The organism is Nonomuraea dietziae, from assembly GCF_014195505.1.
In the GTDB taxonomy this organism is placed as follows: Bacteria; Actinomycetota; Actinomycetes; order Streptosporangiales; family Streptosporangiaceae; genus Nonomuraea; species Nonomuraea roseola.
Genome location: NZ_JACIBV010000001.1, coordinates 4105801 through 4123687 on the forward strand (window position 1 = coordinate 4105801; position 17887 = coordinate 4123687).

A 17887-nucleotide genomic window follows, 5' to 3' on the forward strand; every position below is an offset into this window, starting at 1 on the left:
CACCGACCCGACCATCCGACCGGACGGTGCACGGACCAACCGCGCATCGTCCTCCATCGCAACCGACCAGGGCGCGGCCTCAACTCCGCCAAGAACCGTGGCCGCGCCCTGCCACCCCGCAACCCGCAACGAGCACGAGGTGACCCCATCATGACGCACAACCCGCACGAGCCCGCCGACCACTTCGACGACCCGGACCGGCGCCGGACGGACCACCCGGACGGACCAGCACACGACCGCACGGACGACAACGCGGACGGTCCCGGCGCGGAAGTCGTCCCCATCGAGTCCGCCCGCGCCGGACGGCACCCCTACCAGACCCCCGCGCCGGACGAGGCGCACCCGGACGAGGCGGACGGACCGCTGGTCTTGCACGGCCACGTCGTCCGCGTGGACCAGCCCGGCGGCGATGCCGATTGGCTCGCCCGCCTGGAGGTCCAGGCCCGCGAACGCCGCCCAATCGTGCCGCTGTGGCTGCGCTCCCGATCCGAGGCGGCCTCGGTCCTCAAGTGGGTCTCACGGCACTACCTGCACGTGACCGGCTACCACCTCACCCGCACCCCCAAGTACGGGCTCAAGCTGGCCGCCCGCGCGCCGCGCGGCGCCGTCTGGCTGGCCGGCGGCATGGTGCGCTGGACCTTCGACTGGGAGGGCGAGCCCGCCCGCCTGATCGCCGTCCAGAGGAACGACTACGACGCCTACTTGAAGCTGTCCCGGCAGCGGGACGCCCGGGTACGGCTGCGCGTGCCCGTCGCCCTGGTGACCCTGGCCACGCTACTGCTGGCCGGCATCCTGATCGCTGCCAGCGCGCCGAGCATCGGCCAGTGGACCGCCCTGGGCGTCGCCCTCGCCGTCCTCGGCGTGTGCGGCAAGGTGCCGGACCGTCCGCTGCTCGACCGCGCCGTCCTCCGGCATGGTCTGGAGAAGCTCACCAGCGACATCGTGCTGCGCGCCCTCGGCTCTCTCGGCATCGCCGAGATCAACAAAGCGCTGTCCAAGGCGAGCAAGACCACTCAAGCCGACGCGATCCGGTTCAACGCGCCCATCATGCGCGACGGCCCCGGCTGGCGGGCGGACGTGGACCTGCCGCTCGGCGTGACCGTCTCCGACGTCGTGGAGAAGCGTGACCGGCTGGCCTCCGGGCTGCGCCGCCCCCTCGGGTGTGTGTGGCCCGAGCCGATGCACGGCCAGCACCCCGGCCGCATGGTGCTGTGGGTCGGCGACACCGACATGAACACCGCCCGGCAACCGGCGTGGCCGCTGCGCCGTGGCGGGCAGGCCGACATCTTCAAGCCCATCCCGTTCGGCACCGACCAGCGCGGACGCCTGGTGGCGCTAACGCTGATGTTCAACAGCATGCTGATCGGCGCGATGCCGCGCGTCGGCAAGACCTTCTCCCTCAAACCACTGGTACTCGCGATGGGCCTGGACCCGATCGTGCAGGCCATGGTGTTCGAGCTGAAGGGCACCGGCGACCTGAGCTTCGCCGAGAAGTTCGCCCACGAGTACGCCTCCGGCCTGGATGACGAGACCATGCGACGCGCCCTGCTGGCGCTTCGAGCCCTGAAGGCGGAGCTGGTCAGCCACCGCTCGGGTGTCATCGCCTCACTGCCCAAGGACCTGTGCCCGGAGAACAAGGTCACCCGAGCGCTGGCCGAACGCGTCTCGCTCGGGCTCCATCCGATCGGGCTGATCATCGACGAGTGCCAAAACCTGTTCAGCCATCCGGCTTTCGGTGCCGAGGCCGGCGAGCTGGCCGAGTTCATCATCCGCGTCGGCCCCGCCATGGGCGTCTTCCTGATCCTGGCTACCCAGCGCCCGGACAAGCGGTCCCTGCCCACCGGCATCGCCGCCAACGTCGGCATCCGGTTCAGCCTGCGGGTGATGGGCCAGACGGAGAACGACATGATCCTCGGCACGTCGATGTACCAGAACGGCATCCGCGCCACCACCTTCACCGCCGAGGACAAGGGCATCGGCTACCTGGTCGGCGTGAAGACCGACCCCCAGATCGTCAAGACGTTCTTCTTCGACGCACCCACCGCCGACCAGATCGCCGAACGCGCCCGTGACCTGCGCATCGCCGCCGGACGCCTGTCCGGGCACGCCGCCGGTCAGGCCCCCGAACACGAGGCCGCGCACGGCTTCGACCTGCTAAAAGACATCGCCAGCGTGGTGCCCACCGGCGAGGCCAAGGTGTGGTCGGAAACCGTCTGCGCCCGGCTGGCCGAGCTGCGGCCCGAGGTCTACACCGGCTGGGAGCCCGAACAGCTCGCCGCCGCTCTGGCCCCGCACGGCATCGACACCATCCAGATCAGCCGTCGCATCGACGGCAAGCAGCTCAACCGGCGCGGCATCGACCGCTCCCACATCGCCGCCGTCATCACCGACCGTAACCATAACCGGCCCACTGGATGAGCCGGGAACGGCGCTACCGGTAGAGCCCGACCCCGCTACCGGTAGCACCCCTGCTAGCACCCCAAACCGCGATCTACCAGCGAGGTAGCGCGCTAGCGCCGACCTGCGCGAACCCCGGAAACCGGCCTGGAGGCCACCATGGCAACCGCCATCGCCCTGCTACTCCTCTGCTCGCCGATCATCACTCTCTGTTATGTCGGATGGTGTCTCGCCTCACCGTGGGGCACCTGCCGGCGCTGCCGACCCGGCGGCAAGAAGCGCACCTGCCGCGCCTGCGAGGGCACCGGCAAACGCCCACGTGTCGGCTGGCAGCTCTACGTCTACCTACGCCGCCTGCACCGCGACGGCACCCGCTGAAGTGGTCGTACCTCAGCTCAGGCGTCGTCCACTTCTCCCAATCCGCTCACGCGGCCGGCACGGACGTCGGCCAGCGCGTTGAGGTAACCGGTCTCAACCGCGCGAATGACGATGTTCGAGATCTCCTCGGGCATGTCCATCCACCCGCCCCACGCCGAGCACAGATTCGCCGTCGCCTCTACGGCCTCGCGCACGTCGCTCGGATCTTCATGAGGCCCGTACCGCAGCACGTTGACCGATTGTTCCCATTCGGTCAGATCGTCCGGGCTGTAGCTCGTGTCCGCCATGACCTCGACGGTACGTGAGCTGATCGCTTCGTGAAACAGCGTCGGCCGGGCGGCCAACGCGCGCCCGCACACCGTTTCGACCCCTGAAAGGAAGTCCGTCATGTCCGGCGAGACCACGATCACCATCATCGGCCAACCTGACCGCCGACCCCGAGATGCGCTACACGCAGACCGGTACGGCTGTCGCCAGCTTCACCATCGCCTCCAGTGCTCGGACCTACAACAAGCAGGTTGAGCAGTGGCAGGACAGCGAAGCCCTGTTCATGCGCTGTAGCGCGTGGCGCGACCTCGGCGAGCACATCGCCGAGTCGCTAACCCGAGGAACCCGAGTCATCGCCAGCGGACGCCTGCGGATGCACACCTACGAGACCAACGACGGCGACAAGCGAACCGTCTACGAGATGACCGTGGACGAGATCGGCCCGTCGCTGCGATTCGCCACCGCCAAACCGCAGAAGGCCGCACGCAACGCGCACAACGGCCACGGCGGCGGCACCGCCGACCCATGGGCCAGCACCGCCCCGACAGGCGATGAACCGCCGTTCTAGACCGCATCCTCCGGGTGCGGACCCGCCCGCCACGTCCCGACGCGTGAGGCCAGCACCGCCCCAGGCCACAACCCAATCCGTCACCTCATGACAGAGGACCTTGCCATGCAAACCCAGACTGACAACCTCACGCAGGCCAGGCTGAACGGCTCCCTGGACTGGATGATGACCCTCGCCAGCGAGCTGGGACTCACTGCGGAAGACCTTCGTCTCCTGCCGCACCAGATCGCCGTCGAGATCGCCGAGGGCTGCATCCAGAACGAGCGCTCCCGTGGCTACGTCGGACCTAGCCCCGACTGGCACGCCCTCTTCCGCTCCGAGGCGAACGAGGTCATGACCGGCGGCTTGGAAGGGCTGATCGCCTACCTCCTCGGCCAGTTCTACGAGGTCGCCGCTGCGGACATGCTCCGGCACAAGGCCGCCTGCAAGCCGCCGTTCTAGCTCGCCAGCACCGCCACGAAGCAATGCGGCCTCGGCGACAGCCGCCAAGCACACCGCCGAGGCCGCCCACCCACTCCCGATCACAAGAGAAAGGCATTGCCAGCATGACAGCCCCCCGCAGCCGTCACCAGGCCCGACCGCCCTCACCTGCCCAACTGCTCCGTGGGCGGTAAGCGATGAGGTGCATGGACGTCACCCTGATGCACCTCCTGGAGAAGCCGTGCACCAGATGCGGCCACCAATGTGCGGTTCACACCGGAGGAGCCAGCCCCGAGGGGTGGGCCATCTACGAACCCATCTGGGCCAACGCGTGGGGCTGGTGCATGACCCCCGATTGCGAATGCCCGCAGCGCGAAGGAGATCTAGGGGAAGCCGACGAGTACAAGCCTCGCGCCCTAGGCGGCCGATCGCCGGTTGGCGACATCAGGCGACGTGTGCCACCCGCCCGAAGGGCCACCCCCACCCCGCTCCATGACCACGGCGCCACGGCATCCGTAGATGCCGCCTCTGGGAGCCCCCGAGACGCAGCCACACCTACCGACAGCCCGGACAGCGAACCGATCTTCCTCGTCTACGACGGCGCCCGCTACCGGCTCTGGCACAACCGCATCGTTCTGGACTGGCACGAAGATCGCGCGCGGTGGGGCGGCGGACGCCAACGCCCCTGCCGGTTCTGCCGCCGCCCATGCCTACTCATCGACGGCGACGGACGCCCCGTCCACAAGGTGTGCCTGGAGCTGGCCACCACTGCCGGCCTGCTCACCCGGCACGAAGAACGCGCGGCATGACAGGCCTCAGCCAGCAGGCGCGCGACACCGGCTCTTAGCGGCTTCAAGCTGAGCCGCCGGCTTACATCCCACGCACTGCTCGGCGCCACGCCGCAAGCCACTCGCCGAGGCCTCGCCCGCCACTCCCTATCTCGCGGAAGTGAAAATCATGGGACGTCGAATCTTCACGGCCGAACTGCTGCCCGGCATGCCGGACACCATCGGTCGCAAACCCGCCAAAGCCGAGCACGCCCCACCAGCCCGAACACTGGATGAGGCGATCACCCGCAGCCACGACATCATCGCCGAAGCCCTTGACCGGTACCCGATCGTGGCCCGGCATGCACTGCTGTCCGGCGGCAACGACTCCACGCTAATGCTCCATCTCGTCCAGCCCTACCTGGACTCCTCTGAGCATGACGCGGTCGTACACGTCAACACCGGCATTGGCGTGGAGGAAACCCGCCAGCACGTGCGCGACGTGACCCGCGCGTGGAACCTGCCGCTGCGCGAGCTGCACCCGCGCGACTCCTACGATGACCTGGTTTTGGGACAGGTGATCGCTCGCAGCGGCAAGAACGCCGGAATCCGCCCAGTGTGGAAAGGCTTCCCCGGCCCAGCCGGACACGGCGTGATGTACCGCAGGCTCAAAGACGAACCGTTGCAACGCAACCGCGCCCAGGTCATCGGCACGCAAGGCCGTACCCGCAAGGTGCTGTATCTGGCGGGGATGCGCTGGGGGGAGTCCCAACGACGCATGCGCAACGCCGCCGAGATCGACCAAGAGGGCGGAATCGTCTGGTGCTCACCCCTGGTGCACTGGACCAACGCCCAGATGGCCGAATACCGACGCACCCGCCTCCTGCCCCAAAACGAGGTCTCCGCCCACCTACACATGTCCGGCGAATGCCTGTGCGGCGCCTTCGCCAAACCCGGAGAGCTAGACGAGATCGAGTTCTTCTACCCGCGCACCGCCTACCGCATCCGCTCCCTGGAACAGCGCGTGAAAGCGGCCGGCATCCCGGCCTGCAAATGGGGACAAAAGCCCGTCGGCCAGTGCGCCCCCAAACCGGGCAGTATCGCCGGCCGCCTGTGCTCCTCCTGCCCAGCCCCCTTGCAAGGTCAGACCGACCTGATGGACATATGGGCCCAGCAGGGACTTCTCACCCAGCCCCTGCCGCAAGGTCGCGCGGCATGAGCAGACCGCCACACGACACCACAGCCGCCGCTCTCAAAGCCGCCGCGCAAGGCTGGCCCGTCTTCCCTCTGGCCGTCGGCGACAAAGCGCCCCCGCGCGGCCTCACCGACTGGGAGAAGCGCGCCACCTGCAACCCCGACCAGATCCGCGCATGGTGGAAACGCGCCCCCTACAACATCGGCATCGCCACCGGCCCGGCCGGCCTGGTGGTCATCGACCTGGACGTGCCCAAACCAGGCCAACACCCGCCCCGCCCGTGGGCCATGCCCGGCGTCCACGACGGCGCCGACGTCTTCGCGCTGATCTGCCAGCGTGCCGGCATCCCGCTGGAGTTGGAGACCTTCCAAGTCCGCACCCGGCGTGGCGGCCTGCACCTGTACTACACCGCCCCGCCCTGCACCCGCATGCCCAGCACGAACGGCAGCGTGGGTTGGCTGATCGACACCCGCGCCTGGGGCGGCTACGTCGTCGGCCCCGGCAGCGTGGTTTCCCTGCTAGACGGCACCGGCCCCTACACCGTGCAGCACGGCATCGCGCCCGCCCCGCTGCCCCCCTCCCTGTTCAAGCTGCTTGAGTCCACACCGATCCCGCCCAAGCGGCCCGTCCACGTCCCCATCCCCGACAGCCGCCATTCCGCCTATCTGCGCGCGGCTTTGGAGCGTGAGTTGTCGCACCTGGCCGCCGCCCTCCCTAGTCAGCGCAACCGCACTCTGTTCGGAACCGCCGCCGCCCTCGGCGAACTCGTCGCCGGCGGCGCCCTCCCCGAACAGGAGGTGAAAGAGCTGCTTGAACAGGGAGGGGGAGCGCTCGGACTGTCCCCCGGCGAAGTGGCCCGAACCGTCGCCTCCGGGCTGCGCCACGGCGCCCGCCGCCCTCGCCGCCTCACCGCATAGATCGTCAAGGGGAGACCCATCATGAGCCCTTCACCCAACGGCGCGGACCTTCTCGACCGGCTCCGCGCCTCTCTGACCCGGTATGTGATCCTGCCCAGTGCTGAGACCGCCGACGCGGTCACTCTGTGGATCGCCGCCACTCACGCCCAACCGGCGTGGGCGCATGCCCCACGGCTTGTCATCCGAGGCCCGGAGAAGCGGTGCGGCAAGTCCCGCCTACTCGACATCGTGGAGGCCACCTGTCACGAGCCGTTCATCACCGTCAACGCCACCAGCGCCGCCGTCTACCGCTCTATCACCGACGACCCGCCCACCATGCTCGTGGACGAGGCCGACACCATCTTCGGCCCCAAGGCTGACGGCAACGAAGACCTGCGCGGCCTGCTGAACGCCGGCCATCAGCGCAACCGGCCGGCCAAGCGCTACGACGTCAACACCAACTCCGTGCAGTCCATCCCGACCTTCGCCATGGCTGCGCTCGCCGGAATCGGTGCCATGCCCGACACCATCGAAGACCGCGCCGTCGTTGTCCGGATGCGGCGCCGCGCGCCCGGCGAGAGCGCCGCGCCCTACCGCCACCGCCGCGACCGCCTTCCACTACGCCGGCTCGCCGCCATGCTCGAACAGTGGCTACGCGCCGACCTGGCCACCCTGGAGCAGGCAGAACCCGCCATGCCCGTCGAAGACCGCGCCGCCGACACCTGGGAACCTCTCGTCATCGTCGCCGACCACGCCGGCGGCACCTGGCCCGAGCGCGCCCGCGCCGCCGCCGTGTCACTGACCGCCGAGGCCGACGACAACGGCCACACCTCCGCTCGAGTACGGCTGCTGGCCGCATGCCGGACCGCGTTCGGCCCCGACACCGCCCTGCCCACCGCCGTACTCCTGGACAGACTCAGAGCCGACCCGGAAGGGGAGTGGAACGAACACGGCCCGGCCGGACTCACCGCGATGAAGCTCGGCACGATGCTGCGCGAGTACGACATCCGTTCGGCCAACATCCGCTTCTCCAACGGGCAGGCGAAGGGCTATCAACGGGCCGATTTCGCCGACGCTTGGGCGCGCTACTGCCCCTCCCTCGGACCCGTCCCCGAAGGCGACGTGGTCCCGTTCGAGAGGGGTAGCCGTCCCAGCCGTCCCAGCCTCGTCACCCCAGCTCAAAGCGGTACGGCTTCCGTCCCTGGGACGGCTTGAGCCGTCCCACCAAAAAAGCCGTCCCAGGCTTGATCTGCACAAATGAGGCTGGGACGGCTGGGACGGCTACCCCCTCCAAAACGCGCTCAACAGCCCTCGGCGGCACGCGCCAGCACACCGCCGAGGCCGCGTTATGCCCCGCACCGATCACAGAGCCGGAAGGCAGATTCACCATGCCCAAGTCACAGGCCATGCTGTCCATCGCCGACGTCCTGGACGAACTCAACGTGCCCAAGTCCACCTTCTACCGGTGGCTGCACACGGGGCGCGGCCCGAAGTGCATCAAGCTCCCGAACGGCAAGGTGCGCATCCGGCGCGGCGACCTGGAGAGCTGGCTTGCCACCTTCGAGACCACCGCAGCGTAGGGAAGGCCGCCCGTGCTGACTCACGACGTCGTGATCTGGAGCATCCGCAACCGCAAGGGACGCGCCAAGCCGTACCAGCTTCGGTGGAAGGTCGGCACGGAGCCGAAGTCCAAGGCGTTCCTCACCAAGGCGCTTGCCGACAACTTCCGCGCCGACCTACTCAAGGCCGCCAAGGCGGGCGAACTCTTCGACACGGAAACCGGCCTACCCGCCTCCATGGTGGCCGCCGACGCAGAAGAGATACCTATGAGCTGGTACGAGTTCGCCGCCAAATACACCGCCATGCGGTGGCCCGGCGCTGCGGCGAAGACCCGCGAGAGCATCGTGGACAGCCTGGCTGTGACCACGTTCGCGATGCTAGACGGCGAAGCGCTCAATCTGCCCCGTAAGGACATCCGCGCCGCCATGCAATGGGCGTTGATCCCTCGCGAGGATGGCGCGGCCGTACCCACTGCGCTGGCCTCGACCGTGCGCATTCTCCGAAAGGCCACGCTCCCGCTCGCCGACATGGCCGATCCCATCGTCGCGCGTCGAGTGAGCGATGCCCTCGGCCTCACGCTGGACAGGCGACCCGCCGCCTCGGACACCGTAGCTCGCCGCCGCCGAGGGTTGAACACAGCCCTGGAGTACGGCATTGACCTCGGCGAGCTCAAGGAAAACCCGCTCAAGCGGATCAAGCAGAAGAAGATAGCGAAGGACGACGCCGTAGATCGACGTGCCGTCGTTAACCCAGAGCAGGCGCGGGAACTGCTTACCGCCGTGTCATACGTCGGGAGCTGGCACCGTGCCCGAGGCCGCCGCTTGATGGCCTTCTACGCCACGCTGTACTTCGCGGGTGTCCGGCCTGCCGAGGCCGTAGGACTACGACGAGACGACTGTCACCTGCCCGAAGAAGGATGGGGCCTGCTCACCCTGACCAAGACCCGTCCTAGCAGCGGAAAGCAGTGGACGGACACCGGCACCGTTCACGACCTGCGCGGCTTGAAGCAGCGCGACACAAGCGCCGTCCGTGAGGTCCCCATCCCGCCCGAGCTGGTTACCATCCTTCGCGCCCACCTGGAGGAGTTCGGCACCGCACCTGATGGACGCATGTTTCGCAATGAGCGCGGCGGCGTGCTCGGTGCTTCCACCTACTCGCGAGCGTGGGAGGAGGCGCGCCGACTCGCTTTCACCCCTCAACAGGTGGCCTCTCCGTTGGCCGGACGACCCTACGACCTGCGACACGCCGCCCTGTCTACCTGGCTCAACGCCGGAGTGGACGCGACCGAAGTAGCGTCCCGCGCGGGCAACAGCGTGGAGGTACTTCTCAAGCGCTATGCGAAATGCCTCGATGGCCGACAAAAACAGAACAATTCGAAGATAGAGGCAGCGCTCGAACGCTGACGCCCATCCCTAATCGAAGCCGAGGGAACGACGAACACCAATATCGATGAGAGTCTCCACGATCTTACCGCCCGCGCCCCGCAGAAGCTCAGGGGCGCGTTGGCGGGTACTGGCCTATGGCTGACCATGAGTGACTTGTAACCTCATGTCGCTTTGGCAACACGAAAGGAACCCCATGAAGCACCTCACCAAGATTCTTATCGTCACCCAGACTCTGACCCTCGTCGGGCTTGGCTTCGCTCTCGTCGCGGCCTATGGGCCGCCCAGCGAGGACGAGATGCGGCGGACCATCTTCTACATGAACGGTAGGACTTCGGCCCTCGTCATGGACCTGGATGTGGAGACGAAGAAGTACACAACCTGCATGGAAGCGGTGGCTCATTACGACGAGACGGGCAACACGGGGGCGGACTGGGCGAAGCCGAAGAGTGAGGCGGACAGGGAGGCGTTCCTGCTCGGCTGCAAGGAAGCGTTGTTGACCAACAAGTACGGCAAGTGACGCATCGAGGCTGTGCTGCCCCCATGAGATCTGGTCCACAACTGGTCCACAACCGGCGAGCACCAATGAGAACGGGCGGGACTCCATGAGACTGGAATCCCGCCCGTGCTACAAGTCTTCTTGCTGGTCAGCGGCTAATTCCGCTGGTCGGAGATCTTGTGCCCCCTGTAGGATTCGAACCTACGCACCCGGCTCCGGAGGCCGGTGCTCTATCCCCTGAGCTAAGGGGGCTCAACGAGTGACAACGTTACCAGTATCCGGCCACCACTCGTCACCACGATAAACCTCCTGGCACACATCCATCGAAAACCGCACGTGACCCCCCTTCCAAGGGTTAGCTTTGCGGCCGTGGGCGAGGATCTGGGCAGGGTACTGGTAGTAGACGACGACGAGGTCATTCGGCAGCTCATCGCGGTCAATCTCACCCTGGAGGGGTTCGAGGTGGCGACGGCGACCGATGGGCAGGACTGTCTCGACCGGGTTCTGGACGTGCGGCCCGACGTCATCACCCTCGACGTGATGATGCCGAGGCTCGACGGCTGGGAGACCGCGTCGAGGCTGCGCACCGAGGAGGGGACCACGCACATCAAGGTGGTCCTGATCACCGCGAGGGCGCAGGAGGACGACAAGCGGCGCGGGTTCGGCATCGGTGTGGACGCCTACCTCACCAAGCCGTTCGATCCCGCCGAGCTCATCCAGGTGGTGCGGGAGCTGGCCGCGACGGCCAGGGCCTGAGACAGGCGTCAGGGAAGCAGACCCCTACGGCGGGCGATGGCGGCTGCCTGCGTGCGGGTGGAGGCGTCGAGCTTGCCCAGGATGTTGGAGACGTGCACGCTCACCGTCTTCTGCGCGATGAACAGCCGCTCGCCGATCTCGCGGTTGCCCAGCCCCTCCGCCACCAGTGTCAGGACCTCGATCTCGCGGGCGGTCAGCCCGCCGCTGGACGCGGCGCCGGTGAAGCGCGCCCTGCGTCCGAACTCCGCCAGCGCCGCGATGAACGGCGTGGCGCCCAGTTGCTCCGCGCTCTCCTTGGCCAGCGTCCACTCCTCCTGCGCGCCGGTACGGTCACCGGCCGCCAGCAGCGCCTCCGACAGCCGCCACCGCGACCTGGCCACCTCGTAGACGAACCCGTAGGAGAAGGCCGAGACGACCTCCCTCCACTGGCCGGGGTCGGACCGCCCGTGCGCGCGTGCCCATTCGGCCTCGGCGCGCAGACGCCAGGCCCTGCCTTCGAGGCCCATCTCGCCGCGCTCGCCGTCGGGTCCGTGAGCCGCGGCGTAGCGGGCCCTGGCGATCAGGTCGTCGGCGCCGTCGGTGACGCCGAGTTCGGCCATGGCCCACAGCCCCGTTCCTGCGATGCGCAGGGTGGCGGCGTCGTTGGGCTCGAGCATGCCGAGGACGGCCTCGACGTGTTCGAGGGCGGTGACGGGGTCGCCGTTCCACAGGGCGTGTTCGGCGGCCAGGCCGCGTGACATGTAGGTGACGAGGGCGTCGCTCCAGAACGGCTGGAGCCAGGTCAGCCGCTCGTCGACGCCGGGCCGTCCGCGGGCGACCTCGATGAACAGGGCGAAGGACGAGAGGACGGACTCGGGGATGGTGCCGACGCGGATGGGGAAGCGGGCCGCCATGGCCTCAGCGGCGTCCCATTCGCCTGCGACGTAGTGGATGAGGAAGCGCATGAAGCGCAGGTCGGTGCCGTAGGTGCTCCAGCTGAGGCCCGTCTCGGCGGCCAGGGCGACGCCGCGGTCGGCGACTTCGGCGGCTTCTTCCAGGCGGCCGAGGTCGTAGTGGACGCGAGTGAGGTTGAACTGGGCGCGCAGGTCGATCGCGAGATGGCCCGAGGGGCGGGCGGCGGCCGTGGCGAACAGCTCTTCGGCGCGCGACCAGTCGCCGCGCAGCTCGGCGGCGGAGGCGAGGGTGACCAGGGCGCTGGCCTCGGCGTCGACCGCCCCGGCGGAGCGGGCGGCCTCCAGGGCGCGCAGGCCCGTGGGCTCCACCTCGGCGTGGCGGTGGGTCCAGGCCAGGCAGCGGGCGAGGGTGGCCAGGGCGCGGGCCAGGACGGCGGGCTCGGTGGCCATGGAGACGGCCGACTCGGCGGTGGCGATCGCCTCGTCGGGCTGGTACATCTCCCACAGGTAGTTGGCCAGGCGCTCGTAGGCCTCGGCGGAGGGCGGGACGGCGCGCAGGCGGACGATGGCGCCGTGGTTGTCGCCGCTGTCGGCGGCGGTGAGAGCGCTGCGCATGGCGATGGCGACGCGGGTCTCGCCCGCCAGGCGCTCGGCGTCGTCGACCCGCTCCCACAGCTCGAGGACCTGGTCGTAGTGGCGGTGCGCCTCGGCGGGCGCGCCCAGGCGCTCGGCGATCCTGCCCGCCTCGGCAGAGGCGGTGAGGGCTCCCACGAGGTCGTGGCCTGCGAGGTGGTGGTGGGCCAGCTCGGCGGGTGAGGTGAGCCTGGCGGCGAAGGCGGCGTGGAGGCGGGTGCGCTCGCCCGGCAGCAGGTCGGTGTAGACGGCCTCCTGCAGGAGCGCGTGGCGGAAAGCGTAGCCGTAGCCGTCGACGAGGAGCAGCCCGCGGGAGACGATCTCGCGCACGGCCTCCTCGAACTCGCCCACGGGCAGGCCGGAGACCTCGCGCAGCAGGGAGTCCTCGACGCGGCGCCCCGCCACGGCCGCGGCGCGCAGCACGCGCTGGCCGGGCTCCGAGAGCACCTCGACGCGGGACATCAGCAGGCTGGCCAGGCCGTCGGGCAGGGTGTCGCCCTCGGCCACGGCGGCGAAGAGCTCCTCGGCGTAGAAGGGGTTGCCATCGGCGCGACTGACGATCTCGCCCAGCTCGCGGGCGTCGGTGTCGCCGAGTGAGGCGACGTAGTCGGACATCTCGTGCGGGCTGAGCGGACGCAGCTCCACCGAGGTGACCACGGGCAGGCGCTTGAGCTCGGCCAGCACGGGACGGAGGGGATGGCGTCGGTGGAGGTCGTCGGTGCGGTAGGTGCCCACGACGCAGACCTGCTCGGACTGCAGCATGCGGCTGAGGAAGACGAGCAGGTCGCGGGTGGAGCGGTCGGCCCAGTGGAGATCCTCGATCACGAAGACCACGGGCTGGATGTCGGCCAGCAGGCCGAGCAGCGACCCGAACAGGCGCTGCTGGGTCAGCCCCGAGGACGGCGCCGCGGCGCTGCCGTCACCGAGCAGGCTGCCGAGGATCGGCCGCGCCGCGACGGCGGCGGCGAGCTCGGGGTCGCGCAGCGCGTCGGCCAGCGGCAGGTACGGCAGGGCGTCGCCGAGCTCGGCGCACTGTCCGACCATGACCTGGAAGCCGCGCTTCCTCGCCTCCGCGAGCAGCTCGGTGGCCAGGCGGGTCTTGCCGATGCCCGCGTCGCCGCCGACGAGCGCCACGCCCGCCCTTCCCTCGGTGGCGCTTTCGAGCACGCGAACGAGGCCGCCCAGCTCAGCGGATCTCCCGATCAGTAGCCCGTTCACGTCGGCCACTATGCCATGACCGGGCGACATTCCGATTGGACCGGGAAAGTCACCGCGCATTGGACTCCGTACCAGGACCAAACCCTGCCTACCGTTGCCCTATGCTCCTCTTCCTCGCCGCCACGCTCACGCTGGTCCTCATCCCGGGGCCCAACCACCTCTACATCGCCGCCCGCGGGCTGGCCCAGGGCAGGGCAGCGGGGCTGGCCAGCGCGTTCGGGGTGGAGGCGGGGACCCTCGTGCACATCGTCGCGGCGGCGGGCGGGCTGTCGTTCCTGATCGCCCAGTCGGCCACGCTGTTCGGAGTGGTGAAGTGGGCGGGGGTGGCGTACCTGGTGTATCTCGGCGTGCGCACGCTGACCAGCAAGGACGAGCTCACCACCCGTACGGCCGAGCCGCAGCCGCTGAGGAAGGTCTTCCTCGAAGGCGTGCTGGTGAACGTGCTGAACCCGAAGGTCATCCTGTTCTTCCTCGCGCTGCTGCCGCAGTTCGTCGATCCGAAGGCCGGCTCACCCACGACGCAGATCGTGCTGTTCGGCGCGACCCTGCTGGTGCTGGGGCTGCTGTCGGACATCGTGTACGCGTTGACGGCGGGAGCGCTGAGCGGACGGCTGGCCAAGCGCGCCAAGCAGCTGCGCTACTTCAGCGGGATCGTCTACATCGGGCTCGGCATCGCCACCGCCTTCACCGGGCGCCGCGCCGTCTGACCGTACGGGTGCCACGCAACGGTGCGTTGCTAGCATCGCCCGCATGGCACCTCGCAAGCAGCAGGAGATCTTCGACGCCACCCTCGCCCTGCTGGCCCGGCGGGGTTACGAGAGCCTGACCATCGAGGGCGTCGCCGAGCTCTCCGGCGTCAACAAGACCACCATCTACCGCTGGTGGCCGTCCAAGCCCGCGCTGCTGGCGGCCGCCCTGATGGAGGCTGACGCGCTGGCCTTCGACCCGCCCGACACCGGCACGCTGCGCGGCGACCTCGAGGCGCTGGTGGAGGGGGTGATCGCGCTGCTGACCAGCCCGCCGTCCAGTGACATCGCGGTGGCCGCGCTGGGCGCCGCGGTCCACCATCCCGAGCTGAACATCGGCGCCTTCTTCGCCGACAGGTTCGCGCGCGAGCAGGAGATCTTCGAGCGGGCGCGGTCGAGGGGCGAGCCGGCCGCGACGGCCGACCCCCTGATGGTCCTCGACCTGCTGGCGGGGGCGGTGTGGGTGCGGGCGATCTTCAGGGGGCTGCCGGTGGAGGCCGGCTTCGCCAGGCGGGCGGTCTCTGCCGTCCTCGACGGGGTGGCCGGCGAAGAAGGGGCCGACAGCGAAGAAGGGGCCGGCGAAGAAGGGGCCGGCGGCGGAGAAGGGGCCGGCGGCGAAGCGAGGATGGGCAGCGAAGAGGGGGTGGGCAGCGGAGGAGAGGGGTGACACCCTGGCGCGGTGACCCGTAGCCTGCTCGCCGCCCTGCTCCTGGCCGCACTCACCGCCACCTCCTGCGCGACCACCCAGCCGCAGTCGGAGCGGCCGACGGCGACGACCCAGCCGCAGCCGCCGCAGCCGCCGCAGACGACGGCGAGCGCCCGGCCGCGCTCGGAGCGGCCGACCTCGACCGCCCCGTCCCAGGAGCAACGGCCGGACGCGACCGCCGCCGCGCCGAGCTCCGGGGCTCCGAGCACGCGGCCAGGAGGGCTCGCCGTCCTCGACGAGGAGCGGGCAGGGCGGCTGGTCAGGCTGACCGTCGACTCCCCCGCGCTCAAGGCCACCGCCAAGGTCGAGCTCCTGCTGCCCACCGCCTGGCGGCCCGGCACCCGGTGGCCCGTCCTCTACCTCCTGGACGGCTGCTGCAGGCGCGGGGGCCCCGCCTGGGTGAGCGACGGCCGGGCAGACGAGGTCACCAGGGACGCCCAGGCCATCGTCGTCATGCCGGAGGCGGGATACGCGGGCTTCTACAGCGACTGGCTGGACGGCCCTCAGTGGGAGACCTTCCACCTGACCGAGCTGCGCCATCTCGTCGAGCGGCGCTACGGCGGCACCGGCAGGCGGGCCATCGCGGGCCTGTCGATGGGCGGGTTCGGCGCGCTCTCCTACGCCGCTCGCCACCCCGGCATGTTCAGGGCCGCCGCCTCCTTCTCCGGCCTGGTCAACGTGAGCAGGGAGGACGTCGAGTACCTCACGGACCAGTCGGGCGACGACCCAGGGAAACTCTGGGGCGACCGCATCGCCGAGCACAACCCCACCGCGCTGGTGCGACAGCTCAGGGACATCCCCGTCCACGTCTCGTGCGGCAACGGCGAGCCCGGTCCTCTCGATGCCAGGAACACTCCCAGGGACGGCGGCGAGGCGTTCATCGAGGCCGAGAACCGCGCGTTCGTCAGGGCCGCCGAGGCGGCGGGGGTGAAGGTCACCGCGAACCTCTACGGCCCTGGCACGCACCGCTGGCCGTACTGGACGAGGGAGCTGGAGCGCGCGCTGCCGATGCTGCTCGGCAGCCTCAGCTGAGCGCGGAGGGGATGCGGTCCAGCGTCAGGTACGGCACCAGGCCGTAGGCGTAGAAGTCGACGGCGGCGGCGCCGGCGGCCTTGGCGCCGCGCACCTTCGCGATGAGCCTGTCGGCGGTGTCGCTGTCGGGGTGGCCTGGCCGCACGACGGCCCGCACCTCACGGTCCTTGCCGACCGAGCGCAGGTAGGCGGCCACGTCGTCGGCGACCCTCGCCGCGTCGCGGGCGTAGGCGAGGACGCCGAAGGACGGCACGAGGTCGCCCAGCGCGACCAGGTCGACGCCGAGCTGCCAGGCGTCGTGCGCGGCCAGCCCTGGAGAGGGCAGGCCGTGCTTGTAGCCCTTGACCGCGCCGGTGGCGTCGATGAAGGTGAGCTGCGAGCCCTCGGCCGCGACCGCGGCCGACACCTCCGAGACCAGCGAGGTGACGGTCTCGGAGCGGGCGCGGGCGTAGTTGACGACGTCGGGGCCGGCGTAGGCGGTCAGCGCCGCCCTGGTGACCTCGCCCTGGGCGGGCTGCTCGCCGTCGAGCACGGCCCCGACGATGCGCGAGCACTCGTCGCGGGCCACCTCGGCGTTGACGCCCAGGTCGTCGGCCCTGCGCATGCAGTAGTCGCAGAAGCACAGCGCCATGAGGTAGGCGTCCATGGGGCCGAGCGGGACGAACGAGCGCTCGGCCTTGAGCGGGCGGTAGTGCAGCGACTCGGCCACGACGCTGTCGACGCCCAGCCTGGCCACCGCCTTGGCCAGCGCGACGGCGTAGAGCCGGACGTCGGGGTGGGCGGGGCACAGGTCGGTGGGGTAGCCCCTGTCGCCGAAGCAGTTGCGCACGGTCACGTCGGGATGGGCGACGCCGATCGCCTCGTTGCGCAGGAACACCGTCCAGCCGTGGAACTTCATGCCGCGCGAGGAGCAGGCCTCGCGCATGCCGTCGAGCACGTCGAGGTAGCCGGGGGCGGGCCGCAGGCGCAGCTCGCCGAACAGGTCCTCGGGCAGGGGGAAGTGCGCTCCGTCGTGCCTCAGGGTGAGCCTGGACAGCCCGTGGGGGGTGACGTCGCGGGTGCGGTGGTGCACGACGCCGACGGTCACGCCGCCCACGCCGTAGCCGCGAAGCCTGTCGAGTACCTTTTCCCTGCCCTCGCTGCGGAGATCCTCGGCGAAGACGTACACGGAGCTGTCCACAACGGAACCCTAGACGCTCTTGTGAGCCACGAAGTCGATCTCCACGAGGATGTTCATCAGCTCGGAGCCGACCGTGGTCCTGACGGGGTACGGCTGGCTGAAGTACGACTTGTAGACCTCGTTGTAGGCAGGGAAGTCGCGCTTGAGGTGCTGCAGGTGGACGGTCGACTTGACCACGTCGTCGAAGCCGAGCCCGTGGGCGGCCAGGATCGCGCCGAGGTTGCGCATGACCTGGTGGGTCTGGGTCTCGATGTCGTCACCGACGATCTCGCCGGTCTCGGGGTCGAGCGGCCCCATGCCCGAGGTGTAGACGAAGTCGCCGACCACGAGGCCCTGCGAGTAGGCGCCGACGGGAGCAGCGCCTTCGGTGGTCCTGAGTTCCTTCTTCACCGGA

At 69.5% G+C, this 17887-nt stretch carries 18 protein-coding genes and 1 tRNA gene; 14 read left to right on the forward strand and 5 right to left on the reverse strand.

The annotated features are described in order from the left end of the window. Positions 1-150: 150 nt before the first annotated feature. The gene (locus tag FHR33_RS19450) at positions 151-2418 is read left to right on the forward strand and encodes a cell division protein FtsK (RefSeq protein WP_183649660.1); all 2268 of its coding nucleotides are present in this window, start codon (positions 151-153) and stop codon (positions 2416-2418) included. Between the two features lie 138 nt (positions 2419-2556). Then, on the forward strand, positions 2557-2775 hold the full coding sequence (locus tag FHR33_RS19455; protein WP_183649662.1) for a hypothetical protein: 219 nt from the start codon (positions 2557-2559) through the stop codon (positions 2773-2775). A 17-nt stretch (positions 2776-2792) separates the two neighbouring features. On the opposite strand, the gene FHR33_RS19460 is transcribed toward FHR33_RS19455, so the two are convergent. Further along, positions 2793-3191: a hypothetical protein gene (locus FHR33_RS19460; protein ID WP_183660637.1), complete on the reverse strand. Its 399-nt coding sequence runs from the start codon at positions 3189-3191 to the stop codon at positions 2793-2795. Between the two features lie 26 nt (positions 3192-3217). Here FHR33_RS19460 and ssb point away from each other — a divergent pair, with 26 nt between their 5' ends. From ssb to FHR33_RS19500, 8 genes are all read left to right on the forward strand, one after another. Beyond that, positions 3218-3610 (forward strand): single-stranded DNA-binding protein, encoded by a 393-nt coding sequence (ssb, locus tag FHR33_RS19465; RefSeq protein ID WP_246452012.1) that lies wholly within the window; start codon positions 3218-3220, stop codon positions 3608-3610. A gap of 105 nt (positions 3611-3715) precedes the next feature. Further along, entirely contained in the window at positions 3716-4051 is a 336-nt protein-coding gene (locus tag FHR33_RS19470) for a hypothetical protein (protein WP_183649664.1), read from the forward strand. A 927-nt stretch (positions 4052-4978) separates the two neighbouring features. Next, positions 4979-6016, forward strand: a complete 1038-nt coding sequence (locus tag FHR33_RS19475) for a phosphoadenosine phosphosulfate reductase family protein (RefSeq protein ID WP_183649666.1) — start codon at positions 4979-4981, stop codon at positions 6014-6016. Continuing rightward, the gene (locus FHR33_RS19480; protein WP_183649667.1) at positions 6013-6909 is read left to right on the forward strand and encodes a bifunctional DNA primase/polymerase; all 897 of its coding nucleotides are present in this window, start codon (positions 6013-6015) and stop codon (positions 6907-6909) included. The genes FHR33_RS19475 and FHR33_RS19480 overlap by 4 nt, the downstream gene beginning before the upstream one ends. 21 nt (positions 6910-6930) lie before the next feature. Then, on the forward strand, positions 6931-8103 hold the full coding sequence (locus FHR33_RS19485) for a DUF3631 domain-containing protein (protein ID WP_183649670.1): 1173 nt from the start codon (positions 6931-6933) through the stop codon (positions 8101-8103). 173 nt (positions 8104-8276) lie between these two features. Then, complete coding sequence (locus FHR33_RS19490; RefSeq protein ID WP_183649672.1) at positions 8277-8468, forward strand: helix-turn-helix transcriptional regulator; 192 nt, start codon at positions 8277-8279, stop codon at positions 8466-8468. A gap of 12 nt (positions 8469-8480) precedes the next feature. After that, complete coding sequence (locus FHR33_RS19495) at positions 8481-9851, forward strand: tyrosine-type recombinase/integrase (protein ID WP_183649674.1); 1371 nt, start codon at positions 8481-8483, stop codon at positions 9849-9851. 175 nt (positions 9852-10026) lie between these two features. Continuing rightward, a complete protein-coding gene (locus FHR33_RS19500; RefSeq protein WP_183649676.1) occupies positions 10027-10350 on the forward strand; it encodes a hypothetical protein in 324 nt (107 codons plus the stop codon). 159 nt (positions 10351-10509) lie between these two features. Here the strand turns inward: FHR33_RS19500 and FHR33_RS19505 are convergent. Then, a tRNA-Arg gene (locus FHR33_RS19505) sits at positions 10510-10581 on the reverse strand. Positions 10582-10698: 117 nt separating this feature from the next. Between FHR33_RS19505 and FHR33_RS19510 the strand changes: the two genes are divergently transcribed. Then, a complete protein-coding gene (locus FHR33_RS19510) occupies positions 10699-11085 on the forward strand; it encodes a response regulator transcription factor (protein ID WP_312895617.1) in 387 nt (128 codons plus the stop codon). A gap of 8 nt (positions 11086-11093) precedes the next feature. On the opposite strand, the gene FHR33_RS51780 is transcribed toward FHR33_RS19510, so the two are convergent. Next, positions 11094-13829 (reverse strand): helix-turn-helix transcriptional regulator, encoded by a 2736-nt coding sequence (locus tag FHR33_RS51780; RefSeq protein WP_312895618.1) that lies wholly within the window; start codon positions 13827-13829, stop codon positions 11094-11096. Between the two features lie 101 nt (positions 13830-13930). Here FHR33_RS51780 and FHR33_RS19520 point away from each other — a divergent pair, with 101 nt between their 5' ends. The 3 genes from FHR33_RS19520 to FHR33_RS19530 are packed head-to-tail and all read left to right on the forward strand — an operon-like array spanning position 13931 to position 16313. After that, on the forward strand, positions 13931-14536 hold the full coding sequence (locus tag FHR33_RS19520; RefSeq protein ID WP_183649680.1) for a LysE family translocator: 606 nt from the start codon (positions 13931-13933) through the stop codon (positions 14534-14536). A 43-nt stretch (positions 14537-14579) separates the two neighbouring features. Then, entirely contained in the window at positions 14580-15242 is a 663-nt protein-coding gene (locus FHR33_RS19525) for a TetR/AcrR family transcriptional regulator (RefSeq protein ID WP_183649683.1), read from the forward strand. A 12-nt stretch (positions 15243-15254) separates the two neighbouring features. Beyond that, complete coding sequence (locus FHR33_RS19530; protein WP_221241164.1) at positions 15255-16313, forward strand: alpha/beta hydrolase; 1059 nt, start codon at positions 15255-15257, stop codon at positions 16311-16313. Here FHR33_RS19530 and FHR33_RS19535 read toward each other — a convergent pair. Then, positions 16306-17493: a hypothetical protein gene (locus FHR33_RS19535; RefSeq protein WP_183649685.1), complete on the reverse strand. Its 1188-nt coding sequence runs from the start codon at positions 17491-17493 to the stop codon at positions 16306-16308. The two genes, FHR33_RS19530 and FHR33_RS19535, sit on opposite strands and share 8 nt — an antisense overlap. 9 nt (positions 17494-17502) lie before the next feature. Next, on the reverse strand, positions 17503-17883 hold the full coding sequence (locus FHR33_RS19540; RefSeq protein WP_183649686.1) for a RidA family protein: 381 nt from the start codon (positions 17881-17883) through the stop codon (positions 17503-17505). Positions 17884-17887 lie beyond the last annotated feature (4 nt).

Bases quoted from the DNA above. Each gene is read 5' to 3' on its own strand.
- FHR33_RS19450 (WP_183649660.1), top strand. From the start codon at position 151: ATGACGCACAACCCGCACGAGCCCGCCGACCACTTCGACGACCCGGAC.
- FHR33_RS19455 (WP_183649662.1), top strand. From the start codon at position 2,557: ATGGCAACCGCCATCGCCCTGCTACTCCTCTGCTCGCCGATCATCACT.
- FHR33_RS19460 (WP_183660637.1), bottom strand. From the start codon at position 3,191: ATGATGGTGATCGTGGTCTCGCCGGACATGACGGACTTCCTTTCAGGG.
- ssb (WP_246452012.1), top strand. From the start codon at position 3,218: ATGCGCTACACGCAGACCGGTACGGCTGTCGCCAGCTTCACCATCGCC.
- FHR33_RS19470 (WP_183649664.1), top strand. From the start codon at position 3,716: ATGCAAACCCAGACTGACAACCTCACGCAGGCCAGGCTGAACGGCTCC.
- FHR33_RS19480 (WP_183649667.1), top strand. From the start codon at position 6,013: ATGAGCAGACCGCCACACGACACCACAGCCGCCGCTCTCAAAGCCGCC.
- FHR33_RS19485 (WP_183649670.1), top strand. From the start codon at position 6,931: ATGAGCCCTTCACCCAACGGCGCGGACCTTCTCGACCGGCTCCGCGCC.
- FHR33_RS19490 (WP_183649672.1), top strand. From the start codon at position 8,277: ATGCCCAAGTCACAGGCCATGCTGTCCATCGCCGACGTCCTGGACGAA.
- FHR33_RS19500 (WP_183649676.1), top strand. From the start codon at position 10,027: ATGAAGCACCTCACCAAGATTCTTATCGTCACCCAGACTCTGACCCTC.
- FHR33_RS19520 (WP_183649680.1), top strand. From the start codon at position 13,931: ATGCTCCTCTTCCTCGCCGCCACGCTCACGCTGGTCCTCATCCCGGGG.
- FHR33_RS19525 (WP_183649683.1), top strand. From the start codon at position 14,580: ATGGCACCTCGCAAGCAGCAGGAGATCTTCGACGCCACCCTCGCCCTG.